Below are 21,102 nucleotides of genomic sequence, written 5' to 3' on the forward strand. Positions count from 1 at the left end.
GGGCCCCGTTTTCTACTCTTGGGTAGTGACAGACCGAGCGGTACGTGCGCAGAATCGCAGCATCCGTAGCCGCCGCAGCGCCGCAGCGCTCACCGGGAGGACGCTTTGCTGAGCACCATGCAGGACGTACCACTCCTCGTCACCCGCATACTGCAGCACGGGATGACGATCCACGGGAAGTCCCAGGTCACGACCTGGACCGGGGAGGCCGAGCCGCACCGCCGCAGCTTCGCCGAGATCGGGACCCGTGCCACGCGCCTGGCCAACGCCCTGCGCGACGAGCTGGGCGTCCAGCAGGACGACCGCGTAGCAACCCTGATGTGGAACAACGCCGAGCACGTCGAGGCGTACTTCGCGATCCCCTCCATGGGCGCCGTCCTGCACACGCTGAACCTGCGGCTCCCTCCCGAGCAGCTGGTCTTCATCGTCAACCACGCGGCCGACAAGGTCGTCCTGGTCAACGGCACCCTGCTGCCCTTGCTCGTCCCGCTCCTGCCGCACCTGCCGACCATCGAGCACGTCGTGGTCGCGGGCATCGGCGACCGCTCCGCCCTAGAGGGCCTCGGCGTGCGCGTGCACGAGTACGAGGAGCTCCTCGCGGGCCGCCCGGACACCTACGACTGGCCCGAGCTGGACGAGCGCCAGGCCGCGGCCATGTGCTACACCTCCGGCACCACCGGGGACCCGAAGGGCGTCATCTACTCCCACCGGTCCATCTATCTGCACTCGATGCAGGTGAACATGGCCGAGTCGATGGGCCTGACCGACAAGGACACCTCCCTCGTCGTCGTTCCGCAGTTCCACGTCAACGCCTGGGGCCTGCCGCACGCCACCTTCATGACCGGCATCAACATGCTGATGCCGGACCGCTTCCTGCAGCCCGCCCCGCTCGCCGACATGATCGAGCGGGAGAAGCCCACGCACGCCGCGGCCGTCCCCACCCTCTGGCAGGGGCTGCTCGCCGAGGTCACCGCGAACCCGCGCGACCTGACCTCGATGAAGCAGGTCACCATCGGCGGCGCGGCGTGTCCGCCGGCCCTGATGGAGGCCTACGACAAGCTCGGCGTGCGCCTCAACCACGCCTGGGGGATGACCGAGACCTCGCCGCTGGGCACCATGGCCCACCCGCCGGCCGGTCTGACCCCCGAGGAGGAGTGGCCGTACCGCATCACCCAGGGCCGCTTCCCGGCGGGCGTCGAGGCCCGCCTGGTCGGCCCCGGCGGAGACATCCTGCCCTGGGACGGCGAGTCGGCGGGCGAGCTGGAGGTCCGCGGGAGCTGGATCGCGAGCTCCTACTACGGCGGCGCGGGCGGCGAGCCGACCCGCCCCGAGGACAAGTTCAGCGCGGACGGCTGGCTCAAGACCGGCGACGTCGGCGTGATCAGCACCGACGGCTTCCTCACCCTCACGGACCGGGCCAAGGACGTCATCAAGTCCGGCGGCGAATGGATCTCCAGCGTGGACCTGGAGAACGCGCTGATGGCCCATCCCGAGGTCGCCGAGGCGGCGGTCGTCGCCGTTCCCGACGAGAAGTGGGACGAGCGCCCGCTGGCCACCGTGGTCCTGAAGGAGGGGGCCACCGTGGACTACGCGGGGCTGCGCGCCTTCCTCGGTGAGTCGATCGCCAAGTGGCAGCTGCCGGAGCGCTGGGCGTTCGTCGAGGCCGTGCCGAAGACGAGCGTCGGCAAGTTCGACAAGAAGGTGATCCGCAAGCAGTACGCGGAAGGCACCCTCGACGTCACCAAGCTCGACTGAGCCCCACCGGGGTCACGGTCCGCCGGGGCTACTGCCCGCGCGTGAGCCAGGGCCGCAGCAGCTTGCTGATCGCCGGCATGGCCACGTAGGTCATCAGGGTGCTGAAGACGACGGCGAAGGCGGCCGTCCGCAGCACGAAGTTCAGGTTCACCAGGTACGGCCCGAGCAGCGCGTTGCCCGCGAGCGAGATCGGGAAGATGGCCAGCCCCGAGCTGATCGCCATCTTCCACCGCGGCGGCGCGGGCCGGGCCGTACCCGGCTTCGCGAACCAGGTCTCCATGCCGTGCAGTTCGCGCCGGGCTATCTCGGTGTGGTGGTGCCCGAGGCAGTTGGAGAACCAGGCGGCGCGCTCGGCCGAGTCCTGCCACCGCTGGAAGGCCGCGTGGTTGCGGAACCGGTGCACCAGGAACCAGGGCCCGCCCTCCACGGCCGGGCGGAACAGCCCGTACCCCAGGTGGTCGGGAAAGGCCGAGGCCGTCTCCAGGATCCCGTGGGCCCAGGCCTCGAAGTTCTCCTCGTGGCCCGGATCGACCTGTCGCGCGATGAGCAGGCTGACCTCCCCGTTGTCGGCGGGGACGGTCTGCTCGCTCGTGTCGATGATGGCCATGCGGCCAGAATGACTAGTTGGTGCCGATCTTGGCCAGCAGGTCCACGATGCGGCCCTGAACGTCGGCCGAGGTGGACCGCTCGGCGAGGAACAGCACGCTCTCGCCCGAGGCCAGCTTGGGCAGTTCGGCCGGCTCGATCCCGGTGGCCGTGTAGACGACCAGCGGGGTGTGGTTCAACTGCCCGTTGGCGCGCAGCCAGTCCACGATCCCGGCCCTGCGGCGGCGCACCTGCATCAGGTCCATCACCACCAGGTTCGGCCGCATCCGGGTCGCCAGCTCCACGGCGTCCGTATCGGCGTCGGCCCGCGCGACCTGCATGCCGCGCCGCTCCAGGGCGGCGGTCAGCGCGGTCGCGATCTCGTCGTGCTCCTCGATCAGCAGCACCCGGGAGGGGTGTTGCTCGCTGTCGCGCGGCGCGAGCGCCTTCAGGAGCACGGCCGGATCGGCGCCGTACGCGGCCTCGCGCGTGGCGTGCCCCAGCCCGGCCGTGACCAGTACGGGCACCTCGGCGGCCACCGCGGCCTGGCGCAGCGACTGCAGGGCGGTCCGGGTGATCGGCCCGGTCAGCGGGTCCACGAACAGCGCGGCGGGGAACGCGGCGATCTGCGCGTCGACCTCCTCGCGGGAGTGCACGATCACCGGCCGGTAGCCGCGGTCGCTGAGCGCGGCCTGCGTCTGCGCGTCCGGAGCCGGCCAGACCAGGAGCCGGCGCGGGTTGTCCAGAGGCTCGGGGGGCAGCTCGTCGTCCACGGGACGGGGCACGGCCCGGTTGACCACCTCGACGGCGCCACCGGGCCCGTCCAGCGGCTCGGGGCCCTCGGCGGAGCCCGCCTCGGGTGCTCCTATGGCGAAGGCACGGCCCTCGGGGGCGGGCTCCGCGAGCCGGCGCCGCCGGCCGGAGCCGTTCGTGTCGCCGGCCCCGCCGCCCTGGCCGAGGCTGCCCAGCGCGCGGACGCTGATCGGCGCCCCGGCGGCCTCCGCGGGGGCGTCCTGCGACTGCCGGGCTCCGGGTACGGCGATCTGCCCGCTGCCGTCCGAGTCCTCGGGGGCGGTACGGGCCGCCGGAACCGGCCAGGCCGGTGTGGCGGGCAGCGCACGCCGCCGCCCGGTGGGATGCGTCTCGGGGCCTACGGGTCCTACGGGGCCCTGCGCGCCCGCGTCCGGCCGCCCGGCGGCGGCTTCGGCGCCCTCGGATTCGGTGCCGGGCGCGCTCAGCACCCGGCGCCCGCGCCGCCCGCCGGCGGCTTCGGCGTCGGAGTCGGCCTCGGCGGGGGCCCGCGGCGGCTGCGGAGCCGGCGTCGGCCCGGCGGGCAGCGCGAAGCCGCCCTCGGGGGCGATGGGCCGTACGGGGGCGGGGGAGGCCGGGGGCGCGGGCATCGGAGTGGGCATCGGAGCAGGCATCGGCGCGGGCGTCGGCCCGAGCCCGGTCGCCGGGACCGGGCCGGCCGGCTGCGCCGGTCCCGCCGCGCCCAGCGCACGCCGCCGCCCGGCGGGGTGCTCCGTCAGCGGAACGGGAAGCCCGGGGAACGGCGGCACCGGCACGGGAGCCACCGGCACGGGCGGGAGCGCGGGCATCTGGGTCCCCTGCGGGGGCACGGGCCGCCCGGGGCCGCCCGGACGGTCGTTGCCGCCGCTGGAGTCGCCACCGCCGCTGCCGTCGCCGTTCTGGCCGCGGCGCCGCCCCGTGCCGCTGCCACCGCCCAGGCCCGCCGGGTTCACGGGGGACTGGGCGAGCTCCGCGGGAGCCCCGTCGCCGGGCCGGGCAACCGCCCCGGCCTCGCCGCCCCGGCGCCGACCGGACGGCAGCGCGAGCGCGCTCCCGCCGTCGGAGTCCTGACCCGTCTTCGCCACATCGGTGCCGGCGCCGGAGCCGCTGTCGGCCCCCTTGTCGGCATCTGCGTCGTCGTCGAGGAACGCGTCCACACCGCGCCGGGCGCGCCGGCCGCCGGAGACCTGCCCCGGGCCGCCCTCGCTCCCGGGAGCGGCCGGGGGAGCCTCCACGGGCTCGGGCAGGGTGACCGTCCCGGCTCCCGCACCCAGCGGCAGCTCCAGTACGTACGCCCCGCCGGGAGCGCCCGGCACCTCCACCGTCTGCAGCACACCGCCGTGCGCCTCCACGATGCCCCGCACGATCGGCTCGTGCACCGGGTTGCCGCCCTCGTACGGGCCGCGCACCTCGATCCGTACGACCTCGCCGCGCTGCGCGGCGGCCACCACGATCGTCGAGTCCGTGTACCCGCTGCCCTGACGGGTCTTGCCGGTGGCGTCCACCCCGGCGACGTCCGCGACCAGATGGGCGAGGGCGGTCGCGATCCGCTCCGCGTCCACCTCGGCCTCGATGGTCGGGGCGTGCACGGCGAACTGCGCCCGCCCGGGGCCGATGAGCTCGACCGCTCCGTCGACGCCGGCCGCGACGACCCCGTCGATCAGCACCTTCTTCTTGTCGAGCTTCTCGCCGCCCGCGTCGAGGCGCTGGAAGGCGAGCACGTTGTCGACCAGCGTGGTCATCCGGGAGTAGCCGGCGGCCAGGTGGTGCAGCAGTTGGTTGGCCTCGGGCCACAGCTGTCCCGCGTCGTCGGCGGCCAGCGTGGCCAGCTCCCCGCGCAGCTCCTCCAGCGGCCCGCGCAGGGAGTCGCCGAGGACGGACAGCAGCTGGGCGTGGCGCGCGGCCAAGGCGTCGTAGGAGCGCCGGTCGGTGAAGGTCATGACGGCGCCGACGAGCTGCTCCCCGTCCCGTACGGGAGAGGTGGTCAGGTCCACGGCGACGGGCTGCCCGGCCTTGTTCCACAGCACCTGGCCGCGGACCCGGTGCTTGCGTCCGCTGCGCAGGGTGTCGGCGAGCGGGGACTCCTCGAACGGGAACGGCGAACCGTCGGCGCGCGAGTGCTGGACCAGCCCGTGCAGTTCGCGGTTGCCGAGGTCGGTGGCGCGGTAGCCGAGGATCTGGGCGGCGGCCGGATTGACCAGCACGACCCTGCCGTCGGTGTCCGTGCCGACGACGCCCTCGGCGGCGGCGCGCAGGATCATCTCGGTCTGACGCTGGGAGCGGGCCAGCTCGGCCTCGGTGTCCACCGTCTGCGAGAGGTCCCGTACGACGAGCATCAGTAGCTCGTCGCCGGTGTACGAGGGCTGCGGCTCGCGGTAGGCGTCACGGCCGTCGAGATGGGCGGCGGTGACCTCGACGGGGAACTCGCTGCCGTCGGTGCGGCGCGCCACCATCCGTTTCGGGCGGGCACGGCCGCCCTCGTCCTCGCCGGGCCGGCGCATGGAGCCGGGGATCAGCTTGGAGTCGAAATCGGGCAGGAGGTCGAGCACGCCCCGGCCGACGAGCCCCGTACCGGGGCTCTCCATGACCTCAAGGGCGATCGAATTCGCGTTGACGACCGTGCCGTTGGCGTTGACGAGCAACAGCGCGTCCGGAAGAGCGTCGAGTATTGCTGCGAGGCGAGCAGCGCCTCGGGATGGCCTGCTGCTCACGACGAGCTTCCTCCCTGACCACAACTACCGGCATGTCACGGGAGGAGTCTAAGCGCACGGGCTCCCGATGAGGGGGCGGATGCCCGGCGCATAACGCCCGACCGGCGCATCCTCCCAGGTCAGGAACGCCCACCTGGAAGCACAGGTTCCAAGTCGTTCCACCGGCGGATCTCGCATCCGTTCGCCCGGCGGAACCGGGACTCCACCCTGTGGCCGTGCCAGGTTCCGGTGATCCGGGCGGTGGCGCGGCCGCCGTCCTGCATGGTGCACAGCTGGTTCTTGGGCTCGGGGGCGAAGGGGTCCTTCCCCTCGCGCCCGAGGGCTTCGAGGCGGGCGCAGGCGTCCTCGGCCCGCGGGTGGTTCCCGCCGGGCGGGTCGCACTCCAGCCGGTACTCGCCGTCGGCCAGCGGGTTGCCCGTGTCGGCCACGACGATGGTGAGCCGGTCGGGGGAGGGGGCGGACAGCAGCCGGCCGAGCGGCGGCAGCGGGGGCAGGGGGCCTGCCGCCCCTGCGGCCAGAGCGGAGGCGACGGCGAAAGCGGCGAGACGCAGCATGGGGAACTCCAGGTCGTCCGTACGTCGTACGACAGACCAACGACGAGCCGGCGCCGACGTTCCGCACACGGGGGTGCTTAAGGCTTTGCTCTGCGGGCCGCCCTCCTTGTACCGTGGGAGCGGATTGGTGACCGGCCCCTGGCCTGTGTCATCATCTGCACGCACCTTCGTACGCGAGGGTGTGCTGGAGGCGTCGCCTAGTCCGGTCTATGGCGCCGCACTGCTAATGCGGTTTGGGGCTTACCCCCCATCGAGGGTTCAAATCCCTCCGCCTCCGCACTTCACGAAGCCCCGGTCCTTGCGGACCGGGGCTTCGGTGCGTTCGGGGTCCGGGAGGGTGCGGGATCTGCCGGGGATCTCTCGGGGGTCTCTCGGGGGTCTGTCTGGGATCCGCCCGCGATCTGCCTGGGATCTGCCCGCGCAGACGCGCGCCGGGGACGCTCCGGCATCCAAGTGGATGATCTTCTTCCGAGCCGTTTCCGCAGGTCAGAGTGGGTGGGGCTAATGGATTTCGCGTCCCGGCGAGGTCCATGTATTGTTGTTCTCGCAAGGCCAACGGGGCGCAAAACCCCGGCGGACAAGCACTCGTAGCTTAACGGATAGAGCATCTGACTACGGATCAGAAGGTTGCAGGTTCGAATCCTGCCGAGTGCACAGCAGCCCAGAGGGCCCGGACGAAAGTCCGGGCCCTCTGGCGTTTCCGCCGTAAAGCAGCGGCGAGGTACGGCAACCGCTTCAGAAGCTGGGACCCATCACGTCTCCCCGGCGCTGGTCGGGCTCAAGCGGGCGGCGGGCGGCGTGCGGGTTGCCGGGGCTCGGGGCCGTTCAGTGAGGACATCGAGGGTGGCGTTGTCCTTCTTCCTGTTTTCTCCTCCTCAGTGATGAGGCCTGGCTCCGGGGAGCCACGGGGTGAGATGGCTCTGGCGGGGGACGCGGGGTGACGCACGGCCCGCCTACGGTTTCTTGGAGATCGACTCAACGGGAGAGGTCACCGGGAAAGCAGGGGGAGCTCACATGGGACTGTTCGGGAACGCGCACGCCGTGGATCCGGCGTCGGCACATCGCGAGTACGCGCGGCTGCTGGGGCAGGGGGAGCAGGTGCACGCCGCGTATCTGCTGATCCGCGACACGATCCTGTTCACCGACCGGCGGCTCGTGCTCATCGACAAGCAGGGGCTCACCGGGAAGAAGGTGGAGTACCACTCGATTCCCTACCGGAGCATCACGCACTTCTCCGTGGAGACCGCCGGCCATTTCGACCTGGACGCGGAGCTGAAGATATGGCTCTCCGGGAGCTCGGTGCCGATAGCGAAGACCTTTACGAAGGGCGTCGACATCTATGAGGTCCAGGCGATCCTGACCCAGTTCGTCGCCCGCTAGCCGGGCCACCGGAGGCGGGGGAGGAGCCGAACTCCGTTCGGTCGCGGGGGGTGAATGCAGGATCAGGTAGCGTCTCCGCGAGGGTTGCAGGGACGTGGGAGGAAGTTCGGTGGACGACATCGACCGGGCGCTGATCCAGCGCCTCCAGGAGGACGCGGGCCGGCCGTACGCGGCGCTGGCGGCCTCCGTCGGGCTCTCGGCGGGCGCCACCCACGAGCGCGTGCGCAAGCTGCGCGAGCGCGGGGTCATCCGGCGGACCACGGTCGAGGTGGATCCGGCGGCCGTCGGCATCGGGGTGCTGGCCTACGTGATGGTCGACTCCACGGCCTGGATGGGCGACTCGCGGGCCGCCTTCGAGGCCATCGCGGAGATCCAGGAGGCGCACATCATCGCCGGTAGCGCCTCGGTCATGGTCAAGGTCCGCACGGCCACCACCGAGCAGCTGCAGGACGTCCTGCGCCGGCTCTACGCCATCGACGGTGTCAGCGGGACGCAGGCCACCGTCGTCCTGGAGACCTTCTTCGAGCGACCGCTCCCCCTGTGACCTGGTGGTGCACCGGCCTCCGGTGGAATGACGGCCGGCCCGCCATGGGCTGGTACGGGCGGGGACCGGGGCAGGGAGAGCGCGCCAGCGTCCTCGCGTACGGGCAGCCGCTCGCCTTCGCCGCCCGGGGAGAGCGCCACTGCCTCGGCATCCGCAGGGCCGGGCGGCGGACGCCGTGCCCGACGGAGCGGACCGTGCCCGGCCGGGCCGGGAACGCCCAGTGCCCCGAGTGCGCCGGCCTGGACCGTTCCTTCTCGGTGGCGGCCGACACCAACGCCGGTGATCCGCGTACCTACCGGGTGTACCTCGCCTGGTTCGGGGCCGGACTGGTCAAGGTGGGCATCACCGCTGAGGAGCGCGGGTCCGTCCGGCTGCTGGAGCAAGGGGCGGTGGCCTGGGCCTGGCTGGGGCGCGGTCCGCTGATGGCCACCCGACGGACCGAGGAGCTGCTGCGGGCCGCGCTCGGAGTGCCCGACAGGATCGCCTATGCCCGTAAGCGGTCCGTGCGGGGAGAGGTGCCGCCGGGGCCCGAGCGGGCGGCGGAGGTCTCGGCCCTTCACGCACGGGCGGCCGCGCTGGAGGGGTGGCCGGAGTCGCTGGAGAGGCTGGAGTGCGAGGTGACCGACCACGCGGGAGCGTTCGGGCTCGGTACCCTGCCCGCCCCTGCCCGGGTGATCACCGAGATGGTGCCCGGGGGGACCGTCGCCGGGCTGCTCGTCGGGGCGGCAGGGCCCGATCTGCACTTCGCCGACGGGCTGGTGGTGGACACCCGGCTGCTCGCGGGATGGGAGCTGGTGGCGCCCGGGGAGGGCGATGTCACCGATGTGCCCGTGGCGGGGATCCCGAGCACCGGACGGGACACCGCCGCGCAGGACGGGCTGTTCTGACCCGGTCGGGCGAGTGACGGGGCAAGGTCAAAACTTGGATCCCTTTGACCGTCCGGGCCGTTTTCCGGTGGACATGCCGGGCGCCGGCCGCAGAGGGTGGTGGGCATGACCATCAAGCCCGTACAGGCCTTCGAACCGCCCTATGTCATCAGTGTGTTCACCAGCGTCCGGACCCCCGAGGACGGTGGATACCCCGAGACGCTCGACCGGATGACCGAGCTCGTCAGCGGCAACCCGGGCTTCCTCGGCTACGAGTCCGCGCGGACGCCCGGCGGGCTGGGCATCACCGTGGCCTACTTCCGCGACCACGAGTCCCTCGCCCTCTGGCGCCAGGAGATGGAGCACCAGGCGGCGATGAAGCAGGGCCGCGCCGACTGGTACGAGAGCTACACGCTGCACATCGCGACGGTCGAGCGGAGCCACGGCTTTGTCCGCGAAGACGGCTGAGGTCGTCCGGGCGTTCCGGGAACGGCTCGGGATCCCCGGACTGGTCGACGTACACACCCACTTCATGCCCGAGCGGGTCCTGGACAAGGTGTGGGACTACTTCGACGCGGTCGGTCCGCTGACCGGCGTCGAATGGCCCATCACCTACCGGCACGAGGAGGAGCAGCGGGTCGCTCTGCTCCGGGAGTTCGGGGTCCGGGCCTTCACCGCCATGCTCTACCCGCACAAGCCGGCCATGGCCGCCTGGCTCAACTCCTGGTCCGCCGATTTCGCCGCCCGCACCCCCGACTGCCTGCACACCGCGACCTTCTTCCCCGAGGACGGGGTACGGGAGTACGTCGGCCAGGCCGTCGCGGCGGGGGCCCGGATCTTCAAGGCCCACCTCCAGGTGGGCGGGTACGACCCCACCGACGACCGGCTCGACCCGGTCTGGGGGCTCCTCGCCGAGGCCGGGATCCCGACGGTCGTGCACTGCGGTTCGGGGCCCGTCCCGGGGAAGCACACCGGACCCGAGCCGATCGCCCGGCTGCTGGCCCGCCACCCCCGGCTGCCGCTGATCGTCGCGCACATGGGGATGCCGGAGTACGCGGACTTCCTCGACCTCGCCGACCGGTACTCCGAGGTCCGCCTCGACACCACCATGGCCTTCACCGACTTCTCGGAGCAGTTCAGCGGCTTCCCGCCGCAGGACCGCGGCCGGCTCGCCGACCTCGGCGACCGGATCCTGCTGGGCACCGACTTCCCGAACATCCCCTACCCCTACGAGCACCAGCTCGACGCCCTGGAACGGCTCGGCCTCGGCGACGCCTGGCTGCGCGCCGTCTGCCACGACAACGGAGCCCGGCTCTTCCGCCTGACCTGAGGGGCGGGAGGGGTTTCTCAGGGAATTCACAGGTTCAGGAAAGAGCGCTCTCACGGGCGTCGGCCAGCGTGTACCCATGACTGCGACGACCACTTCCCACGCGTCCACGTCCACCGGCAGCCACACGGCCCTCGTGCGGCCGGACGGCAGCCCGTGCCGGGTCCTCGTCGTGGACGACGAGGCCGCTCTCTCGGAGCTGCTCTCGATGGCCCTGCGCTACGAGGGCTGCGAGGTCCGCAGCGCGGGCGACGGCGCGGGCGCGGTGCGTGCGGCGCGGGAGTTCCGGCCCGACGTCGTCCTGCTCGACATCATGCTCCCCGACATGGACGGGCTGGCCGTCCTGGGCCGCCTGCGGCGGGAGCTCCCGCACGTCCCCGTGCTGTTCCTGACCGCGAAGGACTCGGTCGAGGACCGCATCGCGGGCCTGACGGCCGGCGGCGACGACTACGTCACCAAGCCCTTCAGCCTGGAGGAGGTCGTCGCCCGGCTGCGCGGCCTGGTCCGGCGCTCCGGCGCGGCGCAGGCCGCACGCGGCGGGTCGGTCCTGGAGGTCGGCGACCTGCGGCTCGACGAGGACAGCCACGAGGTGATCCGGGGCGGTCAGGACGTCCACCTGACCGCGACCGAGTTCGAGCTGCTGCGCTACCTGATGCGCAACCCGCGCCGGGTGCTGAGCAAGGCGCAGATCCTGGACCGCGTGTGGTCGTACGACTTCGGCGGCCAGGCCAACGTCGTCGAGCTGTACATCTCCTACCTGCGGCGCAAGCTGGAGGCCGGAACAGGCCTCCCGCCGATGATCCACACCCGCCGCGGCGCGGGCTACCTGATCAAGCCGGCCGACTAGTGGCGGCCGGCGAGCCCCGGCCGGAGCGCCGTGCGCGCGAGGCGGCCGAACCGGGAGCCGGGGACGTACGAGCACCCGCGCGCACCCGCCGTCCCCGCCGGCCGGGCCGCCCCGGGCGTCCCTCCGGCCCCCGCCGCCCCCGGTGGAGCCGGCGGCCCTGGTCGCTGCGGACCCGGCTGGTCGTCTCGGCGGTGGCCCTCATCGCCGTCGTCGGCGCGGCCATCAGCACCGTCACCACCGTCGCGCTGCGCTCGTACCTGGTCGACAAGGTCGACGAACAGCTGCGCGTCTCCGTCGAGATGGCGAGCCGCCCGGGCGCGGGCAAGTTCCCCCGGGAGAACAACCTCGGCGTCGTCATGGGACCCGGCTCCCCACTGGGGGCCGTCGGGGTCCGCCTCGACAGCACGGGCAAGACCGTCGACAGCGTCCGCAGCGAACGCAGTGCCGCCCTCGGCGGATCCGGGTCCGGCGGCCACCCGCCCCTCACCCCGGCCCAGGTCTCCGTCCTCGCCGGGGCCGCCCACAAAGCCGCCGACGGCCGTCCCGGCGACCCGGTCGAACTGCAGCTGCCCGGCCTCGGCGGCTACCGGGTGCTGACGTCGCCCGACGCGAGCATCGTGCTCGGCTTCCCGCTCACCGAGGTCGATTCCACCGTGCACACCCTGATCGCGGTGGAGGTCTTCGTCACCCTCGCAGGGCTCATCGCGGCCTCCCTCGCCGGACAGGTCCTGGTCGGCGTCGCCCTGCGCCCGCTGCGCCGGGTCGCCGCCACCGCCACCCGGGTCTCCGAACTCACCCTGCACAGCGGCGAGCCCGCCCTCCACGAGCGGGTCCCCGACGCCGAGGCCGATCCCCGTACCGAGGTCGGGCAGGTCGGCGCCGCCCTCAACCGGATGCTGGGCCACGTCTCCTCGGCCCTGACCGCACGCCAGCAGAGCGAGACCCGGGTCCGCCAGTTCGTCGCCGACGCCAGCCACGAGCTGCGCACCCCGCTGGCCTCCATCCGCGGCTACGCCGAACTGACCCGCCGGGGCCGCGAGGAGCCGGGCCCCGACACCCGGCACGCCCTGGGCCGCATCGAGTCCGAAGCCACCCGGATGACCGGTCTGGTGGAGGACCTGCTGTTGCTGGCCCGGCTCGACGCGGGCCGCCCGCTGTCCACCTGCGACACCGATCTGGCCCCGCTGGTCGTGGACGCCGTCAGCGATGCCCGGGCCGCCGGCCAGGACCACCACTGGCGCCTGGAACTCCCCGCGGATCCGGCGCCCGTCCGCGCCGACCCGGCCCGGATCCAGCAAGTGCTGGTGAACCTGCTGGCCAACGCCCGGACCCACACCCCGCCCGGCACCACCGTCACGGCCCATGTTTCACGTGAAACATCCGCCGTCCGGCTCCGGGTCGAGGACGACGGCCCCGGCATCCCGCCCGAGCTGCTGCCCCACGTCTTCGAGCGCTTCGCCCGCGGCGACGCCTCCCGCTCCCGCTCGGCGGGCTCCACGGGCCTCGGCCTGGCCATCGTGGCCGCCGTCGTCTCGGCCCACGGCGGCCACGTCGGCGTCCGCAGCGCCCCCGGCCACACCTCCTTCGAGGTCCTGCTCCCCCTGGCCGACCCGGCGGGCCCCGGCGTCTGCGCCGTACCCACCGCCTCCGCCGCCCTCACCGCCACGGCTCCGGCGGCGCAGCCGAACTCACAGACAGGCCACAGGGTCAGCACACAGCGGTGACAGCCCGGCCCGGGAGGGTCGGGGCATGCCTACCGACACCTCTCCCGGAGCGCTCCCGGTACGGGCGCCCCTCGCGCCCGTACCGGGTGAGCCCGTCCTCGACGTGGTGATCCCGGTCTTCAACGAGGAGACGGACCTCGGCCCCTGCGTGCGCAGGCTGCACGAGCACCTCACCCGGACCTTCCCGTACCCCTTCCGCATCACCATCGCCGACAACGCGAGCACCGACCGCACCCCCGAGGTCGCGGCCGCCCTCGCCGCCTCCGTGGCGGGCGTACGCAGCACCCGGCTGGAGCAGAAGGGCCGCGGCCGGGCCCTGCGCACCGTGTGGGGAGAGTCGGACGCGCCCGTCCTGGCCTACATGGACGTGGACCTCTCCACCGACCTCAACGCCCTGCTTCCGCTGGTCGCCCCGCTGATCTCCGGCCACTCCGACCTCGCCATCGGCACCCGCCTGGCCCGCTCCTCGCGGGTGGTCAGGGGAGCGAAGCGGGAGTTCATCTCCCGCGCCTACAACCTGCTCCTGCGCTCCTCGCTCTCCGCACGCTTCAGCGACGCCCAGTGCGGCTTCAAGGCGATCCGCCGCGAGGTCGCGACCCGGCTGCTGCCGCTCGTCGAGGACTCCGGCTGGTTCTTCGACACCGAGCTGCTGGTCCTCGCCGAGAGGGCCGGGCTGCGGATCCACGAGGTCCCGGTGGACTGGGTCGACGACCCCGATTCCACCGTCCACATCGCCCGCACCGCCGCCGAGGACCTCAAGGGCGTCTGGCGGGTCGGCCGGGCGCTGGCCGTCGGCGCCCTCCCGCTGGACCGGCTGGCCCGCCCCTTCGGGGACGACCCGCGCGACCGCACCGCCCTGCCCGGGGTACCGCGCGGGCTGGCCCGCCAGCTGCTGGGCTTCTGTGTGGTCGGAGCCCTGTCCACGCTCCTCTACCTGCTCCTCTACTCCGCGGCCCGCACCGCCGCCGGCCCCCAGCTCGCCAACGCCGCCGCGCTGCTGCTCTCCGCCGTCGCCAACACCGCCGCCAACCGCCGGCTCACCTTCGGCGTCCGCGGCCGGGCCCGCGCCGTGCGCCACCAGGCCCAGGGGCTCGTGGTGTTCGCCATCGGACTGGCCCTGACCAGCGGCTCGCTCGCCGCCCTCGGGGCCGCCAACGCCAAGCCGGGGCACAGCACCGAGCTGGCCGTCCTGGTCACCGCCAACCTTGCCGCCACCGTGCTGCGGTTCCTGCTCTTCCGCGCCTGGGTCTTCCCCGAACGGCGCGCCACTCCCGCGAAGGACCACTCCTGATGACCACGGCAGCGCTACCGCTCCACCCGCCCTCCCCGGCCTCCCCGACCCACCGGTCGGCCGGGGCGCACGCCGCGCGGCCCGGCTGGGAACGCCCCGCCTTCCTCGGGCTGCTCCTCGTCACCGCCGTCCTGCTGCTGTGGGACCTGGGGGCCTCCGGCTACGCCAACTCCTTCTACTCCGCGGCCGTCCAGGCGGGCAGCGAGAGCTGGAAGGCCTTCTTCTTCGGCTCCTCCGACGCCGGGAACTCCATCACCGTCGACAAGCCCCCGGCCGCGCTGTGGCCGATGATGCTGTCCGTCCGGCTCTTCGGGCTCGGCGCCTGGCAGATCCTGGTCCCGCAGGCCCTGATGGGCGTGGGCACGACCGCCGTGCTCTACGCCGCCGTGCGCCGCCAGTTCGGCCCGGTGGCGGCCCTGATCAGCGGAGCCGTCTTCGCGCTCACGCCCGTGGCCGCGCTGATGTTCCGCTTCAACAACCCCGACGCACTGCTGGCCCTGCTGATGACGGTCACCGTGTACTGCGTGCTCCGGGCCCTCGACGGAGCGCACACCAAGTGGCTCGTCTGGGCCGGGGTCGCGGTCGGCTTCGCCTTCCTGACCAAGACCCTGCAGGCCTTCGTCATCCTGCCGCCCCTCGCCCTGCTGTACGCCGTCTGCGCGCCGACCCGGCTGCGCAGGCGCCTCGGGCAGCTGCTGCTCTCCACGCTCGCGATGGTGGTGGCCGGCGGCTGGTGGGTGGCGATCGTCGAACTGTGGCCCGCCTCCTCCCGCCCGTACATCGGGGGCTCGCAGACCAACTCCTTCCTGGAACTGACCCTCGGCTACAACGGCCTCGGCCGGATCAACGGCGAGGAGACCGGAAGCGTCGGCGGCGGAGCCCGCACGGCCGCCGAAGGCATGACCGGCGGCCCCGGCGGTGGCGGCGGCGGTGGCGGCGGGATGAGCTGGGGTGAGACCGGCATCGACCGGCTGTTCTCCTCCAACATCGGCGGTCAGATCGGCTGGCTGCTGCCCGCCGCGCTGATCCTGCTCGTCGCGGGCCTCGTGGTCACCTGGCGGGCCCGCCGGGCCACCGACTCCCTGGAGGGCATGGCCCGCGCGGCCTTCCTCGCCTGGGGCGGGGCGCTGCTGATCACCGCGGTGGTCTTCAGCTTCATGCAGGGCATCTTCCACGAGTACTACACCGTCGCCCTGGCCCCCTACATCGCCGCCCTGGTCGGCATGGGCATCGCCGTCCTGTGGGAGGAGCGGGGCAGCCGGGCCGCCTCCCTCACGCTCTCGGGGACCCTCGCACTCACGTCGTACTGGGCCTTCGTGTTGCTCGGCCGCTCCGCGGAGTACGTGCCGTGGTTGCGCTGGTTGGTCCTCGCTGCCGGACTCGGCACGGCCCTGCTGCTGCCGTTCGCCGCGCGGCTGGGCCGCCGTACCGCACTCGGTATTGCGGCAGTCGGCCTGGGCGTGGCCCTGGCCGGACCCCTCGCGTACTGCCTGAGCACGGTGACCACCGCGCACACGGGCTCGATCGTCACGGCGGGCCCGGCGGTCGCGGGCGGCCGCGGCGGCCCCGGCGGCGGGATGCGCGGCTTCGAGATGCCGGGCGGCGGCGGAATGCCGGGCGGTGGCGGCGCCCCGCAGGGCATGCCCCAGGGCGGCGGCGGTCAGGGCGGCCAGGCCCCCGGCGGCCAGGGTGGTCAGGCCCAGGGTGGTCCCGGCGGCAACCAGACCACCGACGGCAACCAGACCACCGACGGCGGCCGGACGGGCCGGACCGACGGCGGCGGCCCGGGCGGAACCGGCGGGGGCATGGGCGGAGGCGGCATGGGCGGCCTGCTCGGCGGGACGAGGACCAGCGCCGAGGCCACGGCTGCGCTGCGCGCCGACGCGGACCGGTACACGTGGGCGGCGGCCGCCATCGGCTCGCAGAACGCCGCGAGTTACCAGCTGGCTTCGGAGCAGCCGGTGATGGCCCTGGGCGGCTTCAACGGCAGCGACCCCTCTCCGACCCTGGAGCAGTTCAAGGAGTACGTGAGCGCCGGGAAGATCCACTACTTCATCGGCCAGGGCAGTGCGGGAGCTGCCGCCGGCGAAGCGGGCGGCGCGGCCGAGACGGGCACCGCGGTCCGCGGCGGTGGCGGTCCCGGCGGGGGCGTGAGCAGTTCCATCGAGACCTGGGTCAAGGCCAACTTCAAGGCCTCCACCATCGGCGGAGCCACCTTCTACGACCTCACCGCGCCCACCTCGTAGGCGTCCACGACCTACGGAAACCTGCCAGATCTCCGCGTCCGCCCCCTGGCATCCAGGGGGCGGACCGGGCGTTTCGGGCGGCTCGCCGCCGCGCCCGCAGCCCCGTGGACCGCCCGGCTACTCCGCCGGGGCGGAGGCCGGCTCGTGGACCGCCGGCTTCGACCTCAGGGCGACCTCCTTGATGAACACCACCAGCACCAGCGAGAGCAGCGCGGTGGGGGCGGCGTAGAGGAAGACGTCGCCGACGCCGTGCCCGTACGCGGACTCGACGACCGTGCGGAAGGGCTCGTGCAGCTGGGCGAGGTCGGGGATCGCGCCCCCGCCGGTGCCGCCGTGGCCCATCGCCGCCGCCTTCGGGCCGAGCTCGGCCAGACCGTCCTTGACGTAGTGGGTGACCCGGTTGGCCATGACCGCGCCGAGCGCGGAGACGCCCATCGCGCCGCCGAGCGACCGGAAGAAGGTGACGACCGAGCTGGCGGCGCCGAGGTCTTCGGGGGCCACCTGGTTCTGGGAGGCGAGGACCAGGTTCTGCATCATCATGCCGAGGCCGAGGCCGGTCAGCGCCATGAAGATCGCGATGTGCCAGTACGGGGTGTCGTACCGCAGGGTGCCCAGCAGGCCGAGTCCGGCCGTCAGGAGCACACCGCCGGAGACGAGCCAGGCCTTCCACTTGCCGGTCTTGGTGATCACCTGACCGGAAACGGTGGAGGAGACGAAGAGCCCGCCGATCATCGGAATCGTGAGGATTCCGGACATCGTCGGGGACTCGCCGCGGGCCAACTGGAAGAACTGGCTGAAAAACACGGTGCCCGAGAACATCGCGATGCCGACGAAGAGCGAGGCGGCAGACGCGAGGCTGATGGTCTTGTTGCGGAACAGGCGCAGCGGAATGATCGGGTCGCTCGCCCTGGATTCGACGAGGACGAAGAGCAAGCCGAGGGCGAGCGCGCCGCCGGTCATCGTCCAGGTCTGCCAGGAGATCCAGTCGTACGAGCTGCCGGCCTGGGTCACCCAGATCAGCAGGAGCGAGACGGCGCCGCTGATCAGGAAGGCGCCGAGCCAGTCGACCTTGACGTCGCGGCGGACGACGGGCAGGTGCAGGGTGCGCTGGAGCACGACCAGGGCGATGACGGCGAACGGGATGCCGACGTAGAAGCACCAGCGCCAGCCGAGCCAGCTCGTGTCGGTGATGACCCCGCCGAGCAGCGGACCGCCGACGGTGGCGACGGCGAAGACCGCGCCGAGGTAGCCGCTGTACCGGCCGCGCTCGCGCGGGGAGATCATCGCGGCCATGACGATCTGGGCGAGGGCGGAGAGCCCGCCGACGCCGATGCCTTGGACGACGCGGCAGGCGATGAGCATGCCGGTGTTCTGGGACATGCCCGCGACCATCGAGCCGAGGACGTAGATCACCAGGGATATCTGGACCAGCAGCTTCTTGCTGAAGAGGTCGGAGAGCTTGCCCCACAGCGGGGTCGCCGCCGTCATCGAGAGCAGGGCGGCCGTGACCACCCAGGTGTACGAGGACTGGGTGCCGCCGAGGTCGCCGATGATCTGGGGCAGGGCGTTGGAGACGATCGTGGAGGACAGGATCGCCACGAACATGCCGAGCATCAGCCCGGAGAGCGCCTTCATGATCTGCGGGTGGGTCATGGGCGGGCTGTCGGACGCGGTCTCCGGCCGGCCGCCTCCCCGCACACCGGTGGGTGTGGTCGTAGCCATGTGTTTCCTTCGGTCTAGCTGTCTGGAAGCGTGAAGCTCGACCGGAGTCGGGCCAGCAGGATGTTCAGGTGGTCGATGTCCGCGTCGGACCAGTCGGCCAGGGCTTTCTCCAGCGCGTCGGTGTGGCGGGTGCCGAGCTCGGCGAGGAGCGCGCGGCCTGCCGGGGTCGGGCGCAGGATCCGGCAGCGGGCGTCGCCGGGGTCGGTGTCACGGGTGATCCAGCCGCGGTCGGCGGTGTGCGCGACGTGCCGGCTGGTCACCGAGATGTCGATGGCCAGGTGCTCCGCCAGGCGGCTGAGCCGCATCTCGCCGTGGCGGTCGAGCACCGTGAGCACGGCCGCCGAACCGGGAGGGCAGTCGGAGGGCAGGAGGCGGGCGAGGTCGCGCTTGACGGCGCCGATGCCGGTGAGCTGACGGGCCAGCTCGGCGTGACGCGTGGCAGGCGTGGCAGCCATCGCCGGCATGGCGGCCATGGCAGGTGCGGGCGCTACGAGCGCCACGGGCGGTGCGGTCACCGGGACCCCCCTCCGAATGTCGTTGCTTCGGGCAACCATAGAATCAGATGGTTGTTACAGGCAAATGAATCGGAGGCCTGGGCGGTAAAGGAATGGGAAAACCGGCTAGGGTCCTGCGCATGGCTGCGAATCACGACTCGAACCACAACTCACAGGCTCCCCAGGGCGACTACGACCCCGCGGGCAGCACTCAGATGTTCCGGGCGTTCGTCGAGGAGCCGGTACCGGCCCCCGCCGTCCCGGGCTCGCGCATGCAGAACCGTGCCGCCCGCAAGTCGGGCTCGGGCGCGGGCCTGTGGATCGGCGTCGGCATCGCCGCGGTGATCCTGATCGCCGTGGTGGCCTGGCTCGCGCTCTGAGGCTCGGCCGCCCGCTCAGTTCCAGGTGGCCGTGACCTTCTGGGTCTCCACGCGCATGCCCAGGGGGACGCGCCAGGATTCGACGCAGATCCGGTAGGTCTGCGTCTTCGTCGTGCCGCCCGCGATCGGGGCGGGCAGCGGCTGGGTCGAGTTGATGGTGGCCCAGTCGACGCCAAGGGCCCCGATGATGTGCGTCGCGAAGCTCACCGTGCCCGAACGGGCCGCGGTGCCTCCGGTGTTGGTGAAGGCCACCGTGACCTGCTCGCACCAGCGTTCCGCCGTGGCGGTACGGGTGGGCGCGCCGATGCTCAGCTTCGCCGGCGTGGCCGGAGGCCGCGAGGGCGTGGACGGGGCCGGCTTCGGGGGCGGGCTGGACGGAGTGCCGGGATTGGCGCCCGGGCCGGTGGGAGGCGTCGTGCCGGGTGCGGTGCCGGGAGGGTTCCCGGAGCCGCCGGGGTCGGTGGCCCCGCTTCCGCCCGGGGTGGAGCCGCCGGAGGGCTGGGTCCCCGGGGCGTCGGGCTGCGTACTGCCCGGGACCCCGCCCGGAGTGCCGGTCGGTGCGCCGGCCGACGGGATGTCCGCCGAGGTGCTGCCCGACGGAGCGCCGGCGGCCGCGGAGGATCCGGGGGCCGCCTGCGGGAGCGACTGGAACTCGACCCCGGCCTTGGGCGCGACGTTCTCCCCGGCACCCCGCTCCGGGCCCGGAGCCGCCGCGCCGACGGCCACGTAGCCCTCGCGCGCCGGGCCTGCGCAACCGGTCAGGGCGGCGGTGGCGGCCGTGGCGCACAGGACGAGCAGGGCGGCTGGCCGGGATACCTTTCGCATCCCGGCAGTTTTCCTGACGTGCCGTCAATTGGGAAGCGGGTGCGGTGGATTGCCCGAGCGCACCCGCACCCGGTGACCGCTGTGGCTACTCGCCGATCAGGCCGACGCGGAGCTGCGCGAGCGTGCGCGTCAGCAACCGGGAGACGTGCATCTGGGAGATGCCGACCTCCTCGCCGATCTGCGACTGGGTCATGTTCGCGAAGAACCGCAGCATGATGATCTGCCGTTCCCGGGGCGGGAGCTTGGCCAGCAGCGGCTTGAGCGACTCGCGGTACTCGACGCCCTCCAGCGCGGTGTCCTCGTACCCGAGCCGGTCCGCGAGCGAGCCCTCGCCGCCCTCGTCCTCGGGGGAGGGCGAGTCGAGCGAGGAGGCGGTGTACGCGTTGCCCACGGCGAGGCCGTCGACGACGTCCTCCTCCGAGACCCCGAGCACGGCCGCGAGCTCCGGCACGGTCGGCGAGCGGTCGAGCTTCTGGGCGAGCTCGTCACTGGCCTTGGTGAGGGCCAGGCGCAGTTCCTGGAGCCGGCGCGGGACGCGCACGGACCAGGAGGTGTCCCGGAAGAACCGTTTGATCTCACCGACGACCGTCGGCATGGCGAAGGTCGGGAACTCCACCCCGCGTTCGCAGTCGAACCGGTCGATGGCCTTGATCAGCCCGATCGTGCCGACCTGGACGATGTCCTCCATCGGCTCGTTGCGGCTGCGGAAACGGGCCGCGGCGTAGCGCACGAGGGGGAGGTTCAGCTCGATCAGGGTGTCGCGCACGTAGGTCCGCTCGGGACTGTCCGCGTCGAGGCCGGCGAGCCGCTTGAAGAGGGAGCGGGAGAGGGTGCGGGTGTCGATCCGGGTGTCGATGGCTTCCGAGCGGTGGGACACTGCCGGCACTTCACGCTGCTTGACGAGCGTGAGCACCTGTGAGCTGCCCTGGTCTACGGACATGCCACCCCCTTGAGGTCGCGGACGGTTCGCGCTTCATCTGCGCGCCCGTCGGAGGAACGCAGCCTCCACCTGAATACCGGAGGCGGGGCTGCGGCAAACGCGGTTCCAGCAGAATGTCACAT

General features: G+C 72.7%; 18 protein-coding genes and 2 tRNA genes. 13 read left to right on the top strand and 7 right to left on the bottom strand.

Translation table 11 applies throughout. The features are described 5' to 3' along the window. The first annotated feature begins 105 nt into the window (after positions 1-105). Complete coding sequence (locus OG276_RS18900) at positions 106-1,755, top strand: long-chain fatty acid--CoA ligase (protein ID WP_266907028.1); 1,650 nt, start codon at positions 106-108, stop codon at positions 1,753-1,755. 28 nt (positions 1,756-1,783) lie between these two features. Here OG276_RS18900 and OG276_RS18905 read toward each other — a convergent pair whose 3' ends face one another. The 3 genes from OG276_RS18905 to OG276_RS18915 all read right to left on the bottom strand — a co-directional run bounded on the left by OG276_RS18905 (position 1,784) and on the right by OG276_RS18915 (position 6,394). Continuing rightward, entirely contained in the window at positions 1,784-2,362 is a 579-nt protein-coding gene (locus OG276_RS18905; RefSeq protein WP_266907030.1) for an antibiotic biosynthesis monooxygenase, read from the bottom strand. Positions 2,363-2,375: 13 nt separating this feature from the next. Further along, positions 2,376-5,840, bottom strand: a complete 3,465-nt coding sequence (locus OG276_RS18910; protein ID WP_266907032.1) for a PAS domain-containing protein — start codon at positions 5,838-5,840, stop codon at positions 2,376-2,378. Between the two features lie 119 nt (positions 5,841-5,959). After that, positions 5,960-6,394 (bottom strand): SSI family serine proteinase inhibitor, encoded by a 435-nt coding sequence (locus tag OG276_RS18915; protein WP_266907034.1) that lies wholly within the window; start codon positions 6,392-6,394, stop codon positions 5,960-5,962. A gap of 186 nt (positions 6,395-6,580) precedes the next feature. On the opposite strand from OG276_RS18915, the gene OG276_RS18920 reads away from it, so the two are divergent. The 11 genes from OG276_RS18920 (at position 6,581) to OG276_RS18970 (ending at position 16,619) form a co-directional block, all read left to right on the top strand. Further along, positions 6,581-6,671: transfer RNA gene (locus OG276_RS18920), tRNA-Ser, on the top strand. 304 nt (positions 6,672-6,975) lie between these two features. Further along, positions 6,976-7,048: transfer RNA gene (locus OG276_RS18925), tRNA-Arg, on the top strand. A gap of 360 nt (positions 7,049-7,408) precedes the next feature. Next, positions 7,409-7,774 carry a PH domain-containing protein gene (locus tag OG276_RS18930; RefSeq protein ID WP_243341815.1) on the top strand — a complete coding sequence of 122 codons (366 nt, stop codon included), beginning with the start codon at positions 7,409-7,411 and terminating at the stop codon, positions 7,772-7,774. Positions 7,775-7,883: 109 nt separating this feature from the next. Beyond that, on the top strand, positions 7,884-8,318 hold the full coding sequence (locus OG276_RS18935; protein WP_266907038.1) for an Lrp/AsnC family transcriptional regulator: 435 nt from the start codon (positions 7,884-7,886) through the stop codon (positions 8,316-8,318). A 44-nt stretch (positions 8,319-8,362) separates the two neighbouring features. Continuing rightward, entirely contained in the window at positions 8,363-9,205 is an 843-nt protein-coding gene (locus OG276_RS18940) for a DUF2797 domain-containing protein (RefSeq protein WP_266907040.1), read from the top strand. Positions 9,206-9,310: 105 nt separating this feature from the next. Then, complete coding sequence (locus OG276_RS18945) at positions 9,311-9,652, top strand: antibiotic biosynthesis monooxygenase (RefSeq protein WP_266907042.1); 342 nt, start codon at positions 9,311-9,313, stop codon at positions 9,650-9,652. Next, on the top strand, positions 9,633-10,514 hold the full coding sequence (locus OG276_RS18950) for an amidohydrolase family protein (protein ID WP_266907044.1): 882 nt from the start codon (positions 9,633-9,635) through the stop codon (positions 10,512-10,514). The genes OG276_RS18945 and OG276_RS18950 overlap by 20 nt, the downstream gene beginning before the upstream one ends. A gap of 76 nt (positions 10,515-10,590) precedes the next feature. Further along, positions 10,591-11,358: a response regulator transcription factor gene (locus OG276_RS18955; RefSeq protein WP_323182344.1), complete on the top strand. Its 768-nt coding sequence runs from the start codon at positions 10,591-10,593 to the stop codon at positions 11,356-11,358. Beyond that, positions 11,358-13,082: a HAMP domain-containing sensor histidine kinase gene (locus tag OG276_RS18960; RefSeq protein ID WP_323182345.1), complete on the top strand. Its 1,725-nt coding sequence runs from the start codon at positions 11,358-11,360 to the stop codon at positions 13,080-13,082. Before OG276_RS18955 ends, OG276_RS18960 begins: the two co-directional genes overlap by 1 nt. Before the next feature lie 25 nt (positions 13,083-13,107). Beyond that, on the top strand, positions 13,108-14,373 hold the full coding sequence (locus OG276_RS18965; protein WP_266907048.1) for a glycosyltransferase: 1,266 nt from the start codon (positions 13,108-13,110) through the stop codon (positions 14,371-14,373). Then, the gene (locus OG276_RS18970) at positions 14,373-16,619 is read left to right on the top strand and encodes a glycosyltransferase family 39 protein (protein WP_266907050.1); all 2,247 of its coding nucleotides are present in this window, start codon (positions 14,373-14,375) and stop codon (positions 16,617-16,619) included. The genes OG276_RS18965 and OG276_RS18970 overlap by 1 nt, the downstream gene beginning before the upstream one ends. 117 nt (positions 16,620-16,736) lie before the next feature. On the opposite strand, the gene OG276_RS18975 is transcribed toward OG276_RS18970, so the two are convergent. Together OG276_RS18975 and OG276_RS18980 are read right to left on the bottom strand one after the other, a co-directional pair. Beyond that, positions 16,737-18,341, bottom strand: coding sequence for an MDR family MFS transporter (locus OG276_RS18975; protein WP_266907052.1), 1,605 nt, complete (start codon positions 18,339-18,341; stop codon positions 16,737-16,739). A gap of 14 nt (positions 18,342-18,355) precedes the next feature. Next, positions 18,356-18,796 carry a MarR family winged helix-turn-helix transcriptional regulator gene (locus OG276_RS18980; protein ID WP_266912920.1) on the bottom strand — a complete coding sequence of 147 codons (441 nt, stop codon included), beginning with the start codon at positions 18,794-18,796 and terminating at the stop codon, positions 18,356-18,358. A 179-nt stretch (positions 18,797-18,975) separates the two neighbouring features. Here OG276_RS18980 and OG276_RS18985 point away from each other — a divergent pair, with 179 nt between their 5' ends. Continuing rightward, entirely contained in the window at positions 18,976-19,215 is a 240-nt protein-coding gene (locus OG276_RS18985; protein ID WP_266907054.1) for a hypothetical protein, read from the top strand. Between the two features lie 15 nt (positions 19,216-19,230). Here OG276_RS18985 and OG276_RS18990 read toward each other — a convergent pair whose 3' ends face one another. Together OG276_RS18990 and OG276_RS18995 are read right to left on the bottom strand one after the other, a co-directional pair. Further along, on the bottom strand, positions 19,231-20,040 hold the full coding sequence (locus tag OG276_RS18990) for a hypothetical protein (RefSeq protein WP_266907056.1): 810 nt from the start codon (positions 20,038-20,040) through the stop codon (positions 19,231-19,233). An 85-nt stretch (positions 20,041-20,125) separates the two neighbouring features. Next, entirely contained in the window at positions 20,126-20,980 is an 855-nt protein-coding gene (locus tag OG276_RS18995; RefSeq protein WP_243341827.1) for an RNA polymerase sigma factor SigF, read from the bottom strand. Positions 20,981-21,102 lie beyond the last annotated feature (122 nt).

The sequence above is a fragment of the Streptomyces sp. NBC_00086 genome, assembly GCF_026343255.1.
Taxonomy (GTDB): Bacteria; Actinomycetota; Actinomycetes; order Streptomycetales; family Streptomycetaceae; genus Streptomyces.